16 protein-coding genes, 1 tRNA gene and 1 other RNA gene are annotated in these 15792 nt (G+C 70.2%); 13 read left to right on the top strand and 5 right to left on the bottom strand.

Annotation, left to right across the window (positions count from 1 at the left end; genetic code table 11):
• Positions 1-70: 70 nt before the first annotated feature.
• Both ACFVHV_RS34605 and ACFVHV_RS34600 read right to left on the bottom strand, forming a co-directional pair.
• Positions 71-640: a peptide deformylase gene (locus ACFVHV_RS34605; protein WP_380356666.1), complete on the bottom strand. Its 570-nt coding sequence runs from the start codon at positions 638-640 to the stop codon at positions 71-73.
• Positions 637-1608 carry a multiprotein-bridging factor 1 family protein gene (locus tag ACFVHV_RS34600; protein WP_380356663.1) on the bottom strand — a complete coding sequence of 324 codons (972 nt, stop codon included), beginning with the start codon at positions 1606-1608 and terminating at the stop codon, positions 637-639. The genes ACFVHV_RS34605 and ACFVHV_RS34600 overlap by 4 nt, the downstream gene beginning before the upstream one ends.
• Before the next feature lie 143 nt (positions 1609-1751).
• On the opposite strand from ACFVHV_RS34600, the gene ACFVHV_RS34595 reads away from it, so the two are divergent.
• Genes ACFVHV_RS34595 through ACFVHV_RS34580 form a run of 4 tightly spaced genes read left to right on the top strand, consistent with a single transcriptional unit; the run spans position 1752 to position 5726 of the window.
• Entirely contained in the window at positions 1752-2906 is a 1155-nt protein-coding gene (locus ACFVHV_RS34595; protein WP_380356660.1) for a glycosyltransferase, read from the top strand.
• A complete protein-coding gene (locus ACFVHV_RS34590; protein WP_380356658.1) occupies positions 2903-3607 on the top strand; it encodes a hypothetical protein in 705 nt (234 codons plus the stop codon). Before ACFVHV_RS34595 ends, ACFVHV_RS34590 begins: the two co-directional genes overlap by 4 nt.
• The gene (locus ACFVHV_RS34585; RefSeq protein ID WP_380356655.1) at positions 3604-4839 is read left to right on the top strand and encodes a hypothetical protein; all 1236 of its coding nucleotides are present in this window, start codon (positions 3604-3606) and stop codon (positions 4837-4839) included. The genes ACFVHV_RS34590 and ACFVHV_RS34585 overlap by 4 nt, the downstream gene beginning before the upstream one ends.
• Positions 4836-5726, top strand: coding sequence for a glycosyltransferase family 2 protein (locus ACFVHV_RS34580; RefSeq protein ID WP_380356652.1), 891 nt, complete (start codon positions 4836-4838; stop codon positions 5724-5726). Before ACFVHV_RS34585 ends, ACFVHV_RS34580 begins: the two co-directional genes overlap by 4 nt.
• On the opposite strand, the gene ACFVHV_RS34575 is transcribed toward ACFVHV_RS34580, so the two are convergent.
• Positions 5684-6184, bottom strand: coding sequence for an AAA family ATPase (locus ACFVHV_RS34575; RefSeq protein ID WP_380356649.1), 501 nt, complete (start codon positions 6182-6184; stop codon positions 5684-5686). The two genes, ACFVHV_RS34580 and ACFVHV_RS34575, sit on opposite strands and share 43 nt — an antisense overlap.
• A gap of 103 nt (positions 6185-6287) precedes the next feature.
• On the opposite strand from ACFVHV_RS34575, the gene ACFVHV_RS34570 reads away from it, so the two are divergent.
• Both ACFVHV_RS34570 and ACFVHV_RS34565 read left to right on the top strand, forming a co-directional pair.
• On the top strand, positions 6288-7205 hold the full coding sequence (locus ACFVHV_RS34570; RefSeq protein WP_380356646.1) for an FkbM family methyltransferase: 918 nt from the start codon (positions 6288-6290) through the stop codon (positions 7203-7205).
• 89 nt (positions 7206-7294) lie between these two features.
• Complete coding sequence (locus ACFVHV_RS34565; RefSeq protein ID WP_380356644.1) at positions 7295-7771, top strand: NUDIX domain-containing protein; 477 nt, start codon at positions 7295-7297, stop codon at positions 7769-7771.
• Positions 7772-8472: 701 nt separating this feature from the next.
• Here ACFVHV_RS34565 and ACFVHV_RS34560 read toward each other — a convergent pair.
• Positions 8473-10023 (bottom strand): DnaB-like helicase N-terminal domain-containing protein, encoded by a 1551-nt coding sequence (locus ACFVHV_RS34560; RefSeq protein ID WP_380356641.1) that lies wholly within the window; start codon positions 10021-10023, stop codon positions 8473-8475.
• Between the two features lie 206 nt (positions 10024-10229).
• Between ACFVHV_RS34560 and ACFVHV_RS34555 the strand changes: the two genes are divergently transcribed.
• From ACFVHV_RS34555 to ACFVHV_RS34535, 5 genes are all read left to right on the top strand, one after another.
• Complete coding sequence (locus tag ACFVHV_RS34555) at positions 10230-10772, top strand: helix-turn-helix domain-containing protein (protein WP_380356638.1); 543 nt, start codon at positions 10230-10232, stop codon at positions 10770-10772.
• 363 nt (positions 10773-11135) lie between these two features.
• Entirely contained in the window at positions 11136-11441 is a 306-nt protein-coding gene (locus ACFVHV_RS34550; protein ID WP_380356635.1) for a helix-turn-helix domain-containing protein, read from the top strand.
• A gap of 10 nt (positions 11442-11451) precedes the next feature.
• The gene (locus tag ACFVHV_RS34545) at positions 11452-12687 is read left to right on the top strand and encodes a tyrosine-type recombinase/integrase (protein ID WP_380356632.1); all 1236 of its coding nucleotides are present in this window, start codon (positions 11452-11454) and stop codon (positions 12685-12687) included.
• 82 nt (positions 12688-12769) lie between these two features.
• Positions 12770-13387, top strand: a complete 618-nt coding sequence (locus ACFVHV_RS34540; protein WP_380356629.1) for a hypothetical protein — start codon at positions 12770-12772, stop codon at positions 13385-13387.
• A 124-nt stretch (positions 13388-13511) separates the two neighbouring features.
• Positions 13512-13940, top strand: a complete 429-nt coding sequence (locus ACFVHV_RS34535; RefSeq protein ID WP_380356626.1) for a hypothetical protein — start codon at positions 13512-13514, stop codon at positions 13938-13940.
• Positions 13941-14047: 107 nt separating this feature from the next.
• Here ACFVHV_RS34535 and ACFVHV_RS34530 read toward each other — a convergent pair.
• A tRNA-Ser gene (locus ACFVHV_RS34530) sits at positions 14048-14132 on the bottom strand.
• Positions 14133-14242: 110 nt separating this feature from the next.
• Here ACFVHV_RS34530 and ffs point away from each other — a divergent pair.
• Positions 14243-14333: signal recognition particle sRNA small type (gene ffs / locus ACFVHV_RS34525), an RNA gene on the top strand.
• 70 nt (positions 14334-14403) lie between these two features.
• On the top strand, positions 14404-15792 hold a 1389-nt coding region (locus tag ACFVHV_RS34520), incomplete at its 3' end, for a DNA polymerase III subunit gamma and tau (RefSeq protein WP_380356623.1).

Raw genomic sequence — 15792 nt, 5'->3', positions numbered from 1 at the left:
AACGCTCTTCGAGATATGGGATCAAGCGAGGCCTCCATGTGGTGATCGCCCAGGGTTGGCTGGGTCGGGATCACTGCTCGTAGCCCCACGCCTGTCCGGTCTGGCGGTACTGCTCGACGGGAATCGGGTCGATGCCGCTTCGCATCCGTGCCGTGTAGAGCAGGCCGTCGAGGTGGTCGATCTCGTGATGGACCAGGCGGGCGAGTCCCCGCTCGTAGGCGGTGGCCGCGAGCTGACCGTCGAGTGTGGTGGTCTGCACGGTGATCCGGAGCGGCCGGGGGACCATGCCGCGGACGTCGAAGAAGGAGAGGCAACCTTCGTACTGCTCGTCCGTCTCGTCGGAGCGGTCGGTGATCGTCGGGTTGAGCAGGACGATCGCCGGTGCTCCGGGGTCGGCCGGCTGGACGATGGCGGCGGTCCGGCCGATGCCGATCTGGGGTGCCGCGATGCCCATGCCCTTGGCGAAGGGGTGGACTTGGCCGATGCGGTCCATCGCGGTGAACAGCTTCTCCACGACCTGCTCGGCGGCCTCGCGCTCGGCGGGCAGGTCGAAGGGACGGGCGGGGTCGGCGAGGATGGGCGCGCCCTCCTGGACGACGCCGAGGTCACGCATCTGCTCGCTGGGCCGCACCTGGATCACCTGAACTCCCCTTGGGTCGTGTCGCGTTCGGGTCGGGCCCGGAACCGCCATTCCAGACGGTACCGGGCGTGGAGGGCCGGCGTGGACGTGCTCCAGGAGAAGACGCGCATCCCGTCCTCCTCGCGCCGGATCGGGGCTGTCCGCAGCGGTGCCGCTTCGGCCGTCATGGACGTCTCCATGCCCCATACTGCTGGGTCGAGGTCGGCGGGGAAGGCGAGTTCGACTTCCAGGTGCTCGGTGGGCAGGCGGACCGCGCGCTGGAACCAGCGGCCCCACTTCTCCGCGCCGACCGAGTAGGCGTACTCGATCCAGACCTCCTCGCCCGGGTAGAGCGGGAAGCGGCCGTGCTCGTTCTCGAAGAGCAGCCACACTTCCTTGAACGCGTCGCGGTCGTGCTTGGTCTGCCAGTTCATCGCTTCCCCGCGGCAGGTCGCGGTGAGCGCGAGTTCGTCCCAGGTCAGCGGGTGTTCGCGGTAGTGGGCGTTGGAGCGCTCGGGCTCGCCGGGGTAGCGGTCGACGCTGATGCGGATCAGGTAGCGGGTGATCGGCTCGCTGCCGGTGTTCCGCAACAGTCGGCGCATCGTCAGCCGGTAGTGGGAGCCGTCGAAGTCCAGGCGGGCGCCGTCGTGGGCCACGGTGATCGCTGAGCCCGTCGCGTACGGCTGTTCGGGGCGGCGCGGGGCTGGTGGAGCCACAGCCGGGGCCGCTCGGTTCTTGGCGGCCTCGTAGTCCAGCCAGCGCTTCCAGATGGCCTTGCCCGCGTTGAGGGTCTCCTCCGAGCGACGCGCGAAGTCCTCGGTCGGCTTGTGCCGGCCGGATTCCACGTGGCTCACGTACGACGGGTCGAAGCCCATCTTGCGGGCGAGCCCCCGCTTGGAGAGGCCGCGCACCTCGCGCCAGTACGAGACCTCCGCTGCGAACGCCTCGGCGGCTTGCTCAACGGTCGGGCTGTCGTCGCGCTCGTCCATCAAGGCCCCCGCCCTGGCTGCTGGATGAGATGAATGAACCGTGAGTGATCTCGATTCATCATTCTGTCACGGTCCTGGTCGCCGGTTTCCTTCTTTTGCCAGCCCGGGGCGACACCCGGGCCGAGAGAGGGAGGGCCCAAGCGATGCGCCTGCTGTACCTGCTCAACGTCTCCAACTCCAGCCAGCTGACTGCCGACTCCGGCTACACCTTCGCCGACATGCTCACCCCGGCCCTGGCCGACGCCGGGGTCGAGGTCACCGTGGCCGCTCCCGTCCCGGCCGGCGACGACCGCGTGCAGTTCGTGCGGACCACGTCGCCCTCGACCAAATACCGTGCCCGCTTCAACCCGGGCGTCGGCGCCCTGGTGCGGCTGTTCCACCGCCAGCAGCCCGAAGTGGTCGTGGCCAACCAGATCGAGGCCGCCCCCGCGATCCGCGCCGCGCTCCTGGAAGCCGGAGTGGACGCGCGGATCGCCGGCTACTGCCACTACCTGCCGTTCTCCTTCACTGACACCGGCCAGCTGGAGCTGGACCCCGCGATGGACGACGGCGGGCTGGGCCGCAGCGTGCTGCTGGCCTTCGCCGCCGGTCTAGCGGCCTGCGACCGCGTCCTGGTCCACTCCGGCACCGCCGCCTCGTGGACGGCCGCTGCCGCGGCCCGAACCGGCGTCGAGCTCACCGAGAAGTTGCACGTGGTCCCCGCACCCAGGGACGTGCGCCTGGTCCGCGACCCTGCCGAGATCACCCCGCCGGAGGGCCGGGCGGTCGGCATCTACAACCACCGCCTGTACGCCCACTACGGCACCACCCGCTTCACCCAGCTCGCCCGCCACCTCGTCGCCAAGGCCCCGGTGCGGCTGACCGTGATGGACCTGTTCGGCACCCGCAGCGTCGAGCGGATCCGCCTGGATCCCAGCCCCGAGCGGAACCTGGAGGAGCTGGCGGCCGTGGACGGCGTCGCCATCGCCTCCGACCGCGGCGACCGGGTCCGCTACCGCAACCTGCTGGCCGGCGCCCACTTCGGCATCGCGCCGTTCCGGCCCGGCTGCCCCTGGTCCATGTCGGTCATCGACTGCCAGGCGATGGGCCTGCCGGTGATCGGCCCTCGCATCGGCTGGCTGGCCGAGCACCTCGACCCGGAGCTGGTGTTCGACACCGACGACCAGGCCGTCCGGATCGCCGAACGCCTCGCCACCGACCCCGAGTTCTACATCGTGCACGCCAAGCGCGCGCTCGCCTCCACCACGGACCTGACGCCCGCTGCGGTGGCCGCACGCTACCTGGAGGCGATCAAGTGACCGGCTTCGACGCGGTCCTGCTCTCCTACGACGAGCCGCTGGCCGACTCCCTGCATACCCGCCTGGCCCGCGTGCTGGGCGGAACCGTCAAGCGTCTGCACGGGGTGCGCGGGATGCGCCGCGCTTACCGGCTCACGGCCGAACTCGTCGACACCGACCAGTTCTTCCTCGCTGATGGCGACTTCGCCATCGACCCCGCCTTCCCCGCCAGCGCGGTGGAGCCGCTGGCAGCGGGCGTGTCGATGCGGGTCTGGCGGGCCGTCAATCCGGTCAACGGGCTCACCTATGGCTACGGCGGCCTCAAGCTGATCCGCACCAGCGCACTGCGGGAGATGGGCCAGGCCGTCGACGTGCTGGCCGCGCTGCCCGGCCGGGTCGAGTTCAGCCCGCACACCGCCGGGACCACCCTGTTCAACCAGACCCCGTTCCACGCCTGGAAGGCGGGCTTCCGGGAGTGCGCGATGCTCGCGCGCGGCAGCGAGTACGGCATGACTGACGCCTCCGCCCAGGAACGCATCGACGCCTGGACGGCCAGCAAGGACGGCGACTTCGCCGACTACGCGGCAGCCGGGGCCCGCGACGGCCTGGAGTTCGCCCGCACTGCGGCCCGCGACCCCAAGCGCTTCGAGGCGCTCAACGACCCGCCCTGGCTGCACCGGCACTTCATCACGCTGCACGGCGAGCAGGCGGTCGCCGGATGAGCACCCGCTACGGGCCGCTGGTCCTGATCGAGCCGCACGCGCACCTCGGCGGCGGGCACCACCAGCGCACACTGACGGCGCTCGCCGCCGCCCGCCCGGGTGCCGTGGTCATCACCCCGCAGGGGATCGCGGACGGACCCGGTCCGCTGCTGAGGGCCGGCTCCTGCATCGCCGCCGGACCGGTGGGTCCGGCGGCGAAGGCCCTGTTGGCCGCAGCACGCGCGGCGGAACGCGTCTCAACCGCTGGCAAGCGGGCCTTCCGCTCACGGCGCTGGCCGCTGCCGCTCCGCCGGCTGCCGCACCAGGTCACCCTGATCGCCCGCTGCCTGACCGAAGCCGGATGCCTGCGTACCGCCCGCCGCCTCGCCCCTCAGCCGGCGGCCGTGGTGATCCTCAGCGCGAGCGAAGCCCTGCACGGCATGGCCGCCCTGCTCGGCGGCACCCCACACCTGCGGTTCATCCACGAACTGGTCACCACCGAAGACTCGCCGGTCCGGCTGCTGGGTCGGCTCGCCCGGCGGAGCGAGAAGCACGTGGTCGCCCTCTATCCGACTACCGCGGTCCGTGACCGGCTCTCCCCGGTCTTCCCCCACCTCCCAGGGCGGGTGCGGGCGTTCGCGGTCGACGACGGTCGGCCCCTCACCGCCGCCGAGCGCGACGGTGCCCGCGCCGCCTTCACCATCCCCGCCTCGGCGACGGCGGTCTGCCTGGTCGGCGGCTGGTGGCCCTACAAGGACATCGCCACCGTGGATGCGGCCCTGGCCCGCCTCACCAAGCCGCTACACGTCCTGGTCTGCGGCACTCCGCTGGACGACGCGGTACTCGAACGCTGGCACCGCCTGCCCCGTGTCCGGGTTCACACCGTGCCCGGCCCGGTCGGCGAGGACGTCCTCCGGTTGGTCTATGCCGCCGCCGACGCCGCCGTGGTGGCCCGGTGTCCCGGCACCGGCAAGGAGTCCGGCCTGGTCATGGACGCCGCCCGGCTCGACGTCCCGCTGATCGTCTCCGACCACGACCCGGACCTGACCGAGCGGCTGATTGGGCAGCCCTGGGCCCAGGTGTTCCCGGCCGGCGCCCCGGGCGCCCTGGCCGCCGCGCTGGCCGCTCTGGCGGACGGGCCGCCGGAGCGGCCGGGGCCGAAGGCATCCACGGTGCTGGACATGCTGCCGGCAGCCGAGCAGGCCGCCTACCTCATCGACACCTACACCGACCTGATCAAGGAGTACCGATGACGCCCGCCGCCCCCGCGCTGGTCGCCGTGATCGGCCCGGTCGAACCGGCCCTGCTGACCGCCTGGACGGCCCACTACCGCCGGCTCGGCATCGAGCGCTTCCACCTCGCCTTCCACTTCGCCGATCACGTCCCCGACGCCTGGCGTCGCCAGCTGCTGGGCACCGCCCGGGAGCTCGACCTGCCCACCGGCCAGGTCAGCACCGGGCCGTGGCACGAGCACACCAACACCGAACTGCGCGACGCTCTCCGCCAGCAGGCCGGCCCCGGCTGGCACCTGCTCGCCGACTCCGACGAGTTCCACACGTACCCGGCCACGCTCAGCGACCTGGCGGCGGAGGCCGAGGAGAACGGTCGGGCGGTCGTGGGCGGGCTGATGCTCGACCGCGTCAGCGCGGACGGCCGACTCGCCCTCTGGCGGCCCGAGAGCGGGCTTGACCGTGCCTTCCCGCTCGGCGGGCACCTCACCCACCGCCTCCTGCAGGGCGATCCTCGCAAGATCGTCCTCGCGCTCTCCGATGTCACGGTCGCCTCCGGCAACCACCGTGCCCCCGGCCGCAGGCCCGACCCGCACACGTTCGCGTGCGTCCACCACTTCAAGTGGCGCGCCGGCGTCCTGGACGACCTGCGCCGCCGTGTCGACCGCTTCGCGTCCGGCGCCTGGACCGAGCACACTCCGGCCGTCCGGACCGAGGCCACCCGCCTGCTGCAGCACATCGACCGCCACCACGGCCGCATCGACGTCTCCGACCCCCGCCTGGCCTTCCGCCACGTCACCCTCGACCGCCTGCCCGACGACTGGGCCGCCGAAGCCGCCCAGATCCACGCTGCCTGGCGTCCGCCCCGTCAGAGCCAGCCTGGTTCCACGATCTCCTCGCCCTCGTCCTGAGGCGCCTCGAACCGCGCGAAGAAGTCGTCCAAAGCCTCAGGGGTCACGATCAGCGCGTTCGCGTCCCCCCGCTGGTTGCGCTCGGCCAGCCTGCGCAGCAGCTCGTCCCGATCGACGGGGAAGTACAGCAGCCGCCACCGACCGCCGGCCGCCTCCACCAGCTCCTTCATCGCGTCGCGGTCCTTCCGCTGCCACAGTCCGTGGTCCCACACCACGTCCCGGCCCTCGGAGACCAGCTCGACCAGGCGGGAGTGCAGCTCGGCGACGACCGGGGCCTCCTTCTCGAAGTAGGTGTTCTCCGGATAGTCGATCCCATACCGGCCGTGCCGCTCGTGGACGGCCTCGTCCACCGACAGCCGCACCGCACCCTGCGGCTCCAGCTCCCGCTGGGCGTAGGTCGTCTTCCCCGAACCGGTGAGCCCCACCAGCAGGAACACCACCGGACCACTCTCGGCCACCGACAACTCCCCTCACCGCTACCAGCGTTCACCGGCAAGTCTGCCACCACGGGCGGCTCCGGGAGCCGCGTTCCGCACCCGCCGCCACTCGAAGGAGCACAGCGTGTCCGCCTCCGCCCTCGCCCGCCTGCTGCGGGCCTACGTCCGCCACGCACCCGGAACTGTCGGCAAAGCCCAGCTCGTCGACCGTTTCCTCGACGACCACCTGCGAACCCGTCCCCTCCACACCGCCGCCCGGTTGCGCTCGGGTGACCTGGTCACCGTCACCACCAGCGACGTCATCCAGCGCTACGAGTACCTCTTCGGCGAGTGGGAGCCGAACCTGAGTGCCTTCCTGCGCGACCGCCTGCGGCCCGGGGACACATTCGTCGACGTCGGGGCCCACCGTGGTGTGTTCAGCCTCCTGGCCTCCCACGCAGTCGGACCGACCGGCCGAGTCGTCGCCATCGAGCCCACCCCGCAGTTCCATGACGACCTCACCAGCGCGGCCACCGTCAACCGCCGGGACAACATCCGCACCGTCCGCGCCGCCGCCTCCGACACCACCGGCACGCTGGTCCTCTACCTGGAGGACCCGGCCAACCTCGGTCACATCACCGCCATCCGGCCCCGCCACGTCCACACCACCTTCCACGTGCCAGCCGCACTGCTCACCGAACTCCTCGGCCAGGCCGAACTCGACACCGCCCGAGTCATCAAGATCGACGTCGAGGGCGCCGAGGCGGCGGCGGTCAGGGGACTGCTGCCCGCGCTGCCGCACCTGCGCGAGGATGTCGAGCTGGTCGTGGAAGTCACCCCCAAGCTCCTGGCAAAGCAGGGCGAGAGCGCCGCCGGCATCATCGACGCCCTGCGCGAGCACGGCTTCCACCCGTACACGCTCACCAACGACTACGACCCGGCCACCTACCCCCAAGCCATGCGCCGACCGCAGCCGCCCGTCCGGTGCACGAAGAGCCCAGAGCAGATGACCGACCTGGTCTTCTCCCGCACCGACGCTGACCGCCTCACGCTCGGGCGCTGAGCGCCCAGGCCGCCCGAGCTGTGGAGCCAGTCCCAGCCACCCGGCCGGACCACCGAGATCCTCCGGCACTTCGACTAGGAGTGGGCACCGTGACCACCACCAGCGTGATGAACAGCCGAAATGCGGTCAGCGTGATCGTTCACGACAAGGACGCCGACGCGATCGCCGCCGTGCTCTATGCCGCCCGCAACTGGTCCCCGCAACCGGCCTGGACCATCCCCGGCGGCAAGGCCGAGCCCGGCGAGGCCCTCGACGAGGCCGCCGCCCGCGAACTCAAGGAGGAGACCGGCCTGCTCGTCGATCCGGCAGACCTCGTTCTCGCCCACGTCATCCACGTCGAACAGGGCTGGGACCGAGCCGGGCAGTTCGTCCTATTCGTCTTCGCGACCGACATCTGGACCGGCGAACTGACCAACACCGAGCCGGACAAGCATCTGGCCGCCCTGTGGGTCGCGGCGGATCGCTTCCCCGAGCCCGCGTTCCCGACCTCCGTGCAGGCACTGGCCGCCTACCACGATGGAGGTCCCTCTTTCTCCCGCTACGGATGGTCGGTCGCCACGGTGTGAGGGGGCGACGTTGGTTGGGCATCCTCCCGCTCGGAAGCTGCCACCGAGCGGGAGGATGCGGGCTCCCGTATGGCGGCCGGCTGCGTTGCCCTCGCACCCCTGGGCGAGGGCAACTGCTCCTCCAGGGGGAGTGGGCGGGGTAAGGACTCCTTGCCCCACAACTTGCTCCGCCTTGGCGGTGCCGGGGTAAGCATCGCTTATCCCACAACTTGCTCCGGCTTCAGACGGCCTGACGGAGGCTTGGGCGATGAGGCGTCCACGCCGGTGCGTACACGCGAGCCCCCTTCTAGAGGGGGGCTCGCGCGTGAACGCTGGGTCGGGTGGACGGCGTGTACGACTTCGTGATCGCTCTACCTGCGGTTTCTGTGCTCCGCGTGGACGCTGTGAGCGGTTGTCGCCACGCTCAGCGCGAGAGGCCTGCGTGGACGGCCCCGTGAACGGGAGCACGTCCCGCCACTGCCGCCTGGGATGGTTGGCGATCCGCACGCTGACCGGCGGCAAAGGCTGCGATCGGTGCGGTCGCCTGAGCCGGTTGCCACGGTTCGCAGGGGCGCTGACCGATGCGGTCACTCCGGTCAGCGCGGTCAGTGGGAGTGACCGACTGACCGACCCGCCGGTCACTGTCCCCGGTCAGAACGACGGACTGACCGGGGACAGTGGTCAGTGCACTGTCCCCGGTCACCTCGGTGACCGCCGCAAGGTCAGGAGGCGGCGGTGATGTGCCGCGCAGACGGGCGGTACCTGGCCTGCTGGCCGCCTCCGGCACCACCCGCGGTGCCCTCGCTCTTGACCGCCAGTCCGCTCTTGACCAGGCGGTCCAGGTGGCGGCGGGCCTTCTCGATGTCGGCGCGGTCAGGGTTGGCCTCGCCGGTCAGGGCGGTCGCCAGGTCACGGGCGGTCAGGCCATCCGTCGCGGCGCGAAGGAGGGTGACCGGGTCGAGGGTGGGTTCGACGTAGGTGGTTCCGCGCTGGTGGTCGTGGACGACCGGCAGCGGGCCGATCTCGCCGGTCACGGTCTTGAGGTGGTGAATGGTGACCGCCGGGTCGCCGGCCTCTCCGGCGATGAACAGGACGCTGCCCGCTCCCGCGGTCAGCCAGGTAGAGCCGTACACCCGGTCCAGGGTGGGGCGCTGGCCGCGTGGCGCCTCGGCGGTGGCCTTGCGCTGGTGGTGGAGCTCCATGATCTGGACGCCTGCGCGCAGGGCCCGCATGCGGGCGTTGTTGAAGGCGACGGCCAGGGAGTCGTCCACGAGGGTGCTGACCGCGTCCTTGAGGCTGTCGATGACGATGGTGTCGGCGCGGTGGGCGGCGGCGAGTTCGGCGAGGAGATCGGGTTCCTTGTCGAGGGTGGCGGGGAGCGGTCCCTGCCACACGGCGAGGCGGTCGCGCAGGTGGGCCTCGTCGGCAGGCAGGATGCGGCGGGCCATGGCGCGGGCGATCTGCTGGGGGCGGTCCATGGCGAGGTAGAGGACGCGTTCTCCCTCGGCCACGGGGAGATCGAGGACGGCGGCCTGGAGGCCGAGGCGGGCGAGGATGACCTGGTGGGCGATGGTGGTCTTGCCGACGCCTGGCGCGCCCACGATCATCAGGCTTTCGCCGGAGGCCCAGGCGGTCTGTTCGCGGGTGCCCCACAAGGGTTCCTTGTCCGCGCCGGTTTTGGTGACGAAATCCCAGCCGTTGACGATGTAGCGAGACAGGCGGCTGTTGCCGGAGGCCAGGGCGCGTTCGCGCTCGGCACGGATCTCGGCCTCGACGGTGGTACGGATCTCGTCCGGGTCGGCGCCCGGAGCCAGGGCATGCTGGACCGTGCGGATGCCGGTGGCGTGCAGGGTCCGTAGTTGGGCATCGCGACGCACGATCTGAGCATAGTAGTCGGCGTTGTCCGTCGAGGGCGGCGCGGCGGCGACCAGCGTGTGGAGGTAGGACGAGCCCCCGACGCGGGAGAGATCGCCCGCACGCTGCAGGTGGTCGGTGAGGGCGATGGGGTCGGTGGGCGCGTCCTCGGCGCGTAGGGCCAGGATCGCGCGCCAGATGGTCTCGTGGGCAGGCCGGTAGAAGTCGCCTGCGTCCAAAGTGCCGCGGACCTTCTCCATCGCCTGGTGGTTCAGCATGCAGGCGCCGAGGACCGCCTGTTCGGCGTCGACGTTGTGAGGCGGCTCTCCGGAGGTGGGGCCGACGTGAGCGTTCGACGCGTCGCCCCGTCGCCCGTCGTTGGATGACGGCTTTGACGGCGGGGCCGTAGGCTTGTCCACAGCGGTGTCCTCACTCGGAGGCGCTGGGCGGCTACCCGGTTCCTCCGTTGTCGACTGTTCCAGGGATGGGCGGTTTCGAGGTTCTGCTTCGGCCCTCGGCGTTCGTAGCGCCGGGGGCCTTTGTGTTGTCGCGATGCCGGGTGGCTGGCCCGGCTCGTCGATGCGGTTCGGCTTAGTTGCGTTTCGCTTTGCATCACGTTAACGTCGTGCTCGGCGCATTGCAAATGGGCTTAACGACGATGCATGGAGGGTTGATCGTGGCTGGTGCGGATCCGAGACGGCGACTGGAAGGGGAGGAGAACGTCGCCCAACGCATCAAGATGGAGCGCGAGGCGCGCGGGTGGAGTACTGCCACGCTCGCGGAGCGCCTGACCGAGGCCGGCTACCCGCTCAACCAGTCGGCGGTGTGGCGCATCGAGAGCGGTGAACCGCGTCGCAGGGTGAACCTGGACGAGGCCATCGGCTTCGCCAAGGTCTTCGACATCTCCCTGGACAACCTGGTCGGGCCACCCGAGATCGCTGCCAACGCCCACGTGAAGCGGTTGCTGGCGGAGTTCGCCGAGAGCTGGCAGAAGTTCGTCACCGCTCGCAAGGAGGTGAATCGCGCCCGTGACGCGCTTGATGCCTACGGCGCAGCCCACCCGAACCTTGCCGAACTCATCAGCGCGATGATCACCCAGGTCGTGGCTGACGAGGCTGGTGACGACCACCACTCGCCGAGCCTTCCGCCCGGCTCGCCCGACGCCTAGGGTCTCGCTGACCCAGGAGCCGCGACGTAGCCCGTCGCCCCCAACGGCGGCCTTGGCCACTTGAGGGTGCCTGCTGCACGTTGCCGAGTCCGCACGTCACTCCTGCCGCTGATCCGATGAGGACCAGATCATGCTGGACGTTCGGTGGTTTGGTGCGGCCGTAATCAACCGCTAACGTCCCCTCCCGCCGGTCCGACCATGGGCTTTGCCCGCCCGTGGAGCCTCGACCCGTCATGCCTTCCGCAACCCCTCGGTGCTACGAACGCCGGGGTCACAACGCGGGCCCATACAACCGATTCGCCCATCCCTGGAACACCGACAACGGCGGCGCATAGCCCAAAGCGCCGCCGGGATAGGACACCCATGCCCGAAATATCGTTGGAGCTTGCCCGGGTGGCCCGCGCTCTCGGCACTACCGAGCGCGTCCTCCTCCGCCTGATCGCAGATCAGGGCGGTGGTACAGCCGACCCGACGCTCGTCGCCCTCACCGTCGAGGAAGCCGCCCGCCGTCTCGGCGTCGGCCGGACGACCATGTACGCCCTGGTCGCCTCCGGCGAAGTCCCGTCCGTGACGATCGGCCGCCTCCGCCGAGTGCCCGCCGAGGCGCTCAAGGAGTACGTGGCCGCCCGCACGGCCGCCGCCGCTTCGAACGTCGCCCTTGCGGCCTGAGGGGGCGCAGATGGCGAAGACCCGCAAACCCAACGGCGACTCCTCGATCTACGAGGGTAGCGACGGCCGCTGGCACGGCCGCGTCACGGTCGGCGTCAAGGACGACGGTACCCCCGACCGCCGCCACGTCAGTGCCAAGACCCGGCCCGAGGTCACGGCCAAGGTCCGCAAGCTGGAGAAGCTGCGCGACGACGGCACCGTGCCCAAGGCCGGCCAGAAGTGGACGGTCGGCAAGTGGCTGACCCACTGGATAACCGAGATCGTCCCCGGCACCGTCAGCGAGAACACGTACGCCGGATACGAGGTTGCCGTCCGCGTGCACCTCGTTCCCGGCCTCGGCGCACACCGACTGGAGAAGCTGGAGCCCGAGCACCTGGAGCGCTTCTACAAGAAGATGCAGGCCAGCGGCAGCGCCGCCGGGACTGCCCACCAGGCCCACCGCACGGTCCGGGTAGCCCTCGGCGAGGCGGTACGGCGCCAACACCTCACCCGTAACGTGGCCACGATCGCCAAGGCCCCGAAGCTCGAGGAGGAGGAGGTCGAGCCGTTCGAGATCGAGGAGGTCCAGGCGCTTATGGAGACTCCGCGCAAGCGCCGCAACTCCGCCCGCTGGATCTTCGCGCTTGCCCTCGGCCTGCGGCAGGGCGAGGTACTCGGGCTCCAGTGGAAGGACGTCGACTTCGTCCGAGGCGTCACCTGGGTCAAGCGCGGCCGGCTGCGGCCCAAGTACCAGCACGGCTGCGGCGACCGCTGCGAGAGGAAGCCCGGCTTCTGCCCGCAGAAGGAGCCGATCCGCCGCGAGACCAAGGACACCAAGTCCCGAGCCGGGCGACGCGCGGTGCCGCTGCCCGAGCAGCTCGTCGTGATCCTCCGGATGCACAAGGAGGAGCAGGACCGCGAGCGCACCCTCGCCCGCGACCTCTGGACGGACAAGGGCTACGTCTTCACTTCGGAGACCGGCGAGCCGCTCAATCCCAGCACCGACTACCACCACTGGAAGCGGCTCCTGCGCGAGGCCAGCATCCGAGACGGCCGCCTCCACGACGCCCGCCACACCGCCTCGACCGTCCTCCTCCTGCTCGGCGTACCGGAGCGGATCGTCATGGCGATCATGGGCTGGTCCTCGACCTCGATGGCCCAGCGCTACCAGCACGTCACCGAGCCGATGCTGAACGACGTCGGCAGGAAGATCGGCGCGGCTCTGTGGGGCGATGATGGGTCAACCGGATCGGACGACGGCACCTGATGTGCGATGGCGTGCCGGGCCCTGTCTGAACAGGGCCCGGTGCGACCGGAATTGTCGGAGGTGGATCCTAGGCTGGGGTGCTGTGACCGAAATCCTCACGCTCGTACTTTCGGCTGTTGCAGTGCTAGTCAGTGTCGTGGCCGTTCTCTACAGCCGTAACCAAACAGGGGTAGCCGCTGCGCAGCTTCAGCTTGCTCAGCAGATTCGCCGGGAGGGTGCGGAGCCATACGTGATGGCGGACATCGTGCCCCAGCGCGGGGGCTCAGGCCTGCTTATGTTCCGAATCGAGAACGTAGGTCCCACGCTTGCGCGGGATGTGCAGCTCACTGTCTCCCCGCCGTTTCAGGGCGGAGAGTCGGAGGAGTGGGATCAGAGGTTGGCCCGGGTTGTGGCGCGCAAGATCGCCGTCCTTCCTCCTCGGCGGCACATCGAGTGGCACTTTGCTTTCGGCCCGCGCCTGTTCGAGAATTCGAGCCTCCCGAGGCAGTACACCGTGACGGTCACTGCGGCTGGCCCCTTCGGGCCCGTAGAGCCGCTGACCTACGTCATCGACTTGGACGCCATCGATGCGTCGGCGATCGAACGCGGAACCATCGAAGCCTCCCTTGCGAAGATCGCCGACCACACCAAGGTTCTGGGGAACATCCCTCGCGGGATCAGCTCGGTAGCAGAAGCGCTCCGCGAACGTGGTGACGCCTGACGCTGATGTGAGGGCGTCTACCGTTCTGCGGCATTGGCGAGTCCAGAGCAGCCTCAGTGCCTACAGCCCGGTCCGGGGCTAGGGTGGCCGCCCATCACTGTCTCCACGATTCCCCAGGAGCCTCATGGAATCGATAGTTCCCATCCCCGATGGTGTCAGCTGGCAGGACTGGCTGGTCCGGCAAACCGAGCGTTCGGATGACGTCGGAGGTCTCGCTCGTCTGCTTCTCGACGACATCCGGGGAGGCCAGGACGCACTCGACTTCGGGTCGCGATGGACCCAGGACGCGCTTCAGCAGGCGTTTGCGGACTTCAACGCAGACACCGAAGGTCAAACGATCCTCGGTAGGCCGGCCAACTTCGTGGTGGCGCCGAGGAGCGGCCTGATCGCGCTGGTGGAGAACTGGATCGCGACAGGGCAGGCGCCTCCGTTCGAGGTCGAGTCCCTGCTGGAGCACTTGCGCCTGGCCAAGGAGCTGATGCGCAGGATCGACGAGAAGCCTGATGCGGATGGGATCGCCCAGCTCGCTCGTCGCCTTGAGGACCTGCTCTGAGCGTGGCAGTTCTTCGTCTGAACTGAGACCGAAACTGAGACCAGGACACGAAGAAGGCCCCGACCGGGAACCCGGTCGGGGCCTTCAACTGCCTTGGTAGGCAAAGGCGGAGGATACGAGATTCGAACTCGTGAGGGGTTGCCCCCAACACGCTTTCCAAGCGTGCGCCCTAGGCCTCTAGGCGAATCCTCCGTGGGAGAGCTTAGTACATGTTTCGGGGTGGTCGCGACCACCTGTCCCGCAGGCGGAGGGATGGGGTGGCCTGTGGATCGTCGGGGCCGGGATCCGGTACTGTGGGGGTCAGCCCCTCGTGTGGCGTCATCTCTCTGAACCCCCCCAGGGCCGGAAGGCAGCAAGGGTAGGAGGGCTCTGGCGGGTGCACGGGGGGTCTTTGCGTTCCCGGGGCCGGGGTGAGGGGTGAGGGGCGACGCGTTTGTCGGTCCGTCCCGATATCGTCGGGGGTGTGTCCCTAGCCCTGTACCGCCGCTACCGCCCCGAGACCTTCGCGGAGGTCATCGGGCAGGAGCACGTGACCGCTCCGCTCCAGCAGGCCCTGCGCAACAACAGGGTCAACCACGCGTACCTGTTCAGCGGGCCGCGTGGGTGTGGAAAGACGACGAGCGCGCGCATCCTGGCCCGTTGCCTCAACTGTGAACAGGGGCCGACGCCGACGCCCTGCGGGGAGTGCCAGTCCTGCCGGGACCTCGCGACCGGCGGGCCCGGGTCGATCGACGTGATCGAGATCGACGCCGCCTCGCACGGTGGTGTGGACGACGCGCGCGAACTGCGCGAGCGGGCGTTCTTCGCGCCGGTGCACAGCCGGTACAAGATCTTCATCCTGGACGAGGCGCACATGGTGACCTCGGCCGGCTTCAACGCGCTGCTCAAGGTCGTCGAGGAGCCGCCGGAGCACCTCAAGTTCATCTTCGCGACCACCGAGCCGGAGAAGGTGATCGGGACGATCCGGTCCCGGACGCACCACTACCCGTTCCGGCTGGTCCCGCCCGGCACGCTGCGCGACTACCTGGCGGAGGTGTGCGGCCGGGAGGGGATCCAGGTCGAGGACACCGTGTTCCCCCTGGTGGTGCGGGCGGGTGCCGGGTCGGTGCGTGACTCGATGTCGGTGATGGACCAGCTGCTGGCCGGGGCCGCCGAGGGCGGCGTCACGTACCAGATGGCCACGTCGCTGCTCGGCTACACCGACTCCGCGCTGCTGGACGAGGTGGTGGACGCCTTCGCCGCGCACGACGGGGCGACGGTGTTCCAGGTGGTCGACCGGGTGGTCGAGGGCGGGCACGACCCGCGTCGCTTCGTGACCGACCTGCTGGAGCGGCTGCGCGACCTGGTGATCCTGGCCACCGTGCCGGACGCCGGGGAGAAGGGGCTGATCGACGCCCCGGCCGACCGGGTCGCGGTGATGCAGGCCCAGGCGGACGCGTTCGGCGCGGCCGAGCTGAGCCGGGCCGCCGACATCGTCAACACCGGGCTGACCGAGATGCGCGGCAACGCGGCGCCCCGGCTGCAGCTGGAGCTGATCTGCGCCCGGGTGATGCTGCCGGGCGCCTACAGCGACGAGCTGTCGCTGCAGGCACGGCTGGACAAGCTGGAGCGACGGGCGGCGGCGGGCGGGTTCGCCGCGACGGTGGCGGCCCCGGTGGGCATGCCGATGACGGCCCCGGCGGCGGTTGCCCCGGCGGCGGCCGCGCCGGTGGGCGAGGTGCCGGTGGCGCCCGCCCCGGCCGCGGCACCGTCGCAGTCAGATCCAGACCACTCACCCAGGCGAGTTAATGCCGAGACTCCAGCAGGGGCCTCGCGGTCGCAGACGGGAGGGTGGCGGGTGGCGGGGGGCGTC

This window comes from Kitasatospora sp. NPDC127116 (assembly GCF_042677365.1).
Taxonomy (GTDB): Bacteria; Actinomycetota; Actinomycetes; order Streptomycetales; family Streptomycetaceae; genus Kitasatospora; species Kitasatospora lactacystinica.
This window is presented reverse-complemented; position numbering and strand designations above follow the sequence as displayed.

Bases quoted from the DNA above. Each gene is read 5' to 3' on its own strand.
- ACFVHV_RS34600 (WP_380356663.1), bottom strand. From the start codon at position 1,608: ATGGACGAGCGCGACGACAGCCCGACCGTTGAGCAAGCCGCCGAGGCG.
- ACFVHV_RS34595 (WP_380356660.1), top strand. From the start codon at position 1,752: ATGCGCCTGCTGTACCTGCTCAACGTCTCCAACTCCAGCCAGCTGACT.
- ACFVHV_RS34585 (WP_380356655.1), top strand. From the start codon at position 3,604: ATGAGCACCCGCTACGGGCCGCTGGTCCTGATCGAGCCGCACGCGCAC.
- ACFVHV_RS34580 (WP_380356652.1), top strand. From the start codon at position 4,836: ATGACGCCCGCCGCCCCCGCGCTGGTCGCCGTGATCGGCCCGGTCGAA.
- ACFVHV_RS34550 (WP_380356635.1), top strand. From the start codon at position 11,136: ATGCCCGAAATATCGTTGGAGCTTGCCCGGGTGGCCCGCGCTCTCGGC.
- ACFVHV_RS34545 (WP_380356632.1), top strand. From the start codon at position 11,452: ATGGCGAAGACCCGCAAACCCAACGGCGACTCCTCGATCTACGAGGGT.
- ACFVHV_RS34535 (WP_380356626.1), top strand. From the start codon at position 13,512: ATGGAATCGATAGTTCCCATCCCCGATGGTGTCAGCTGGCAGGACTGG.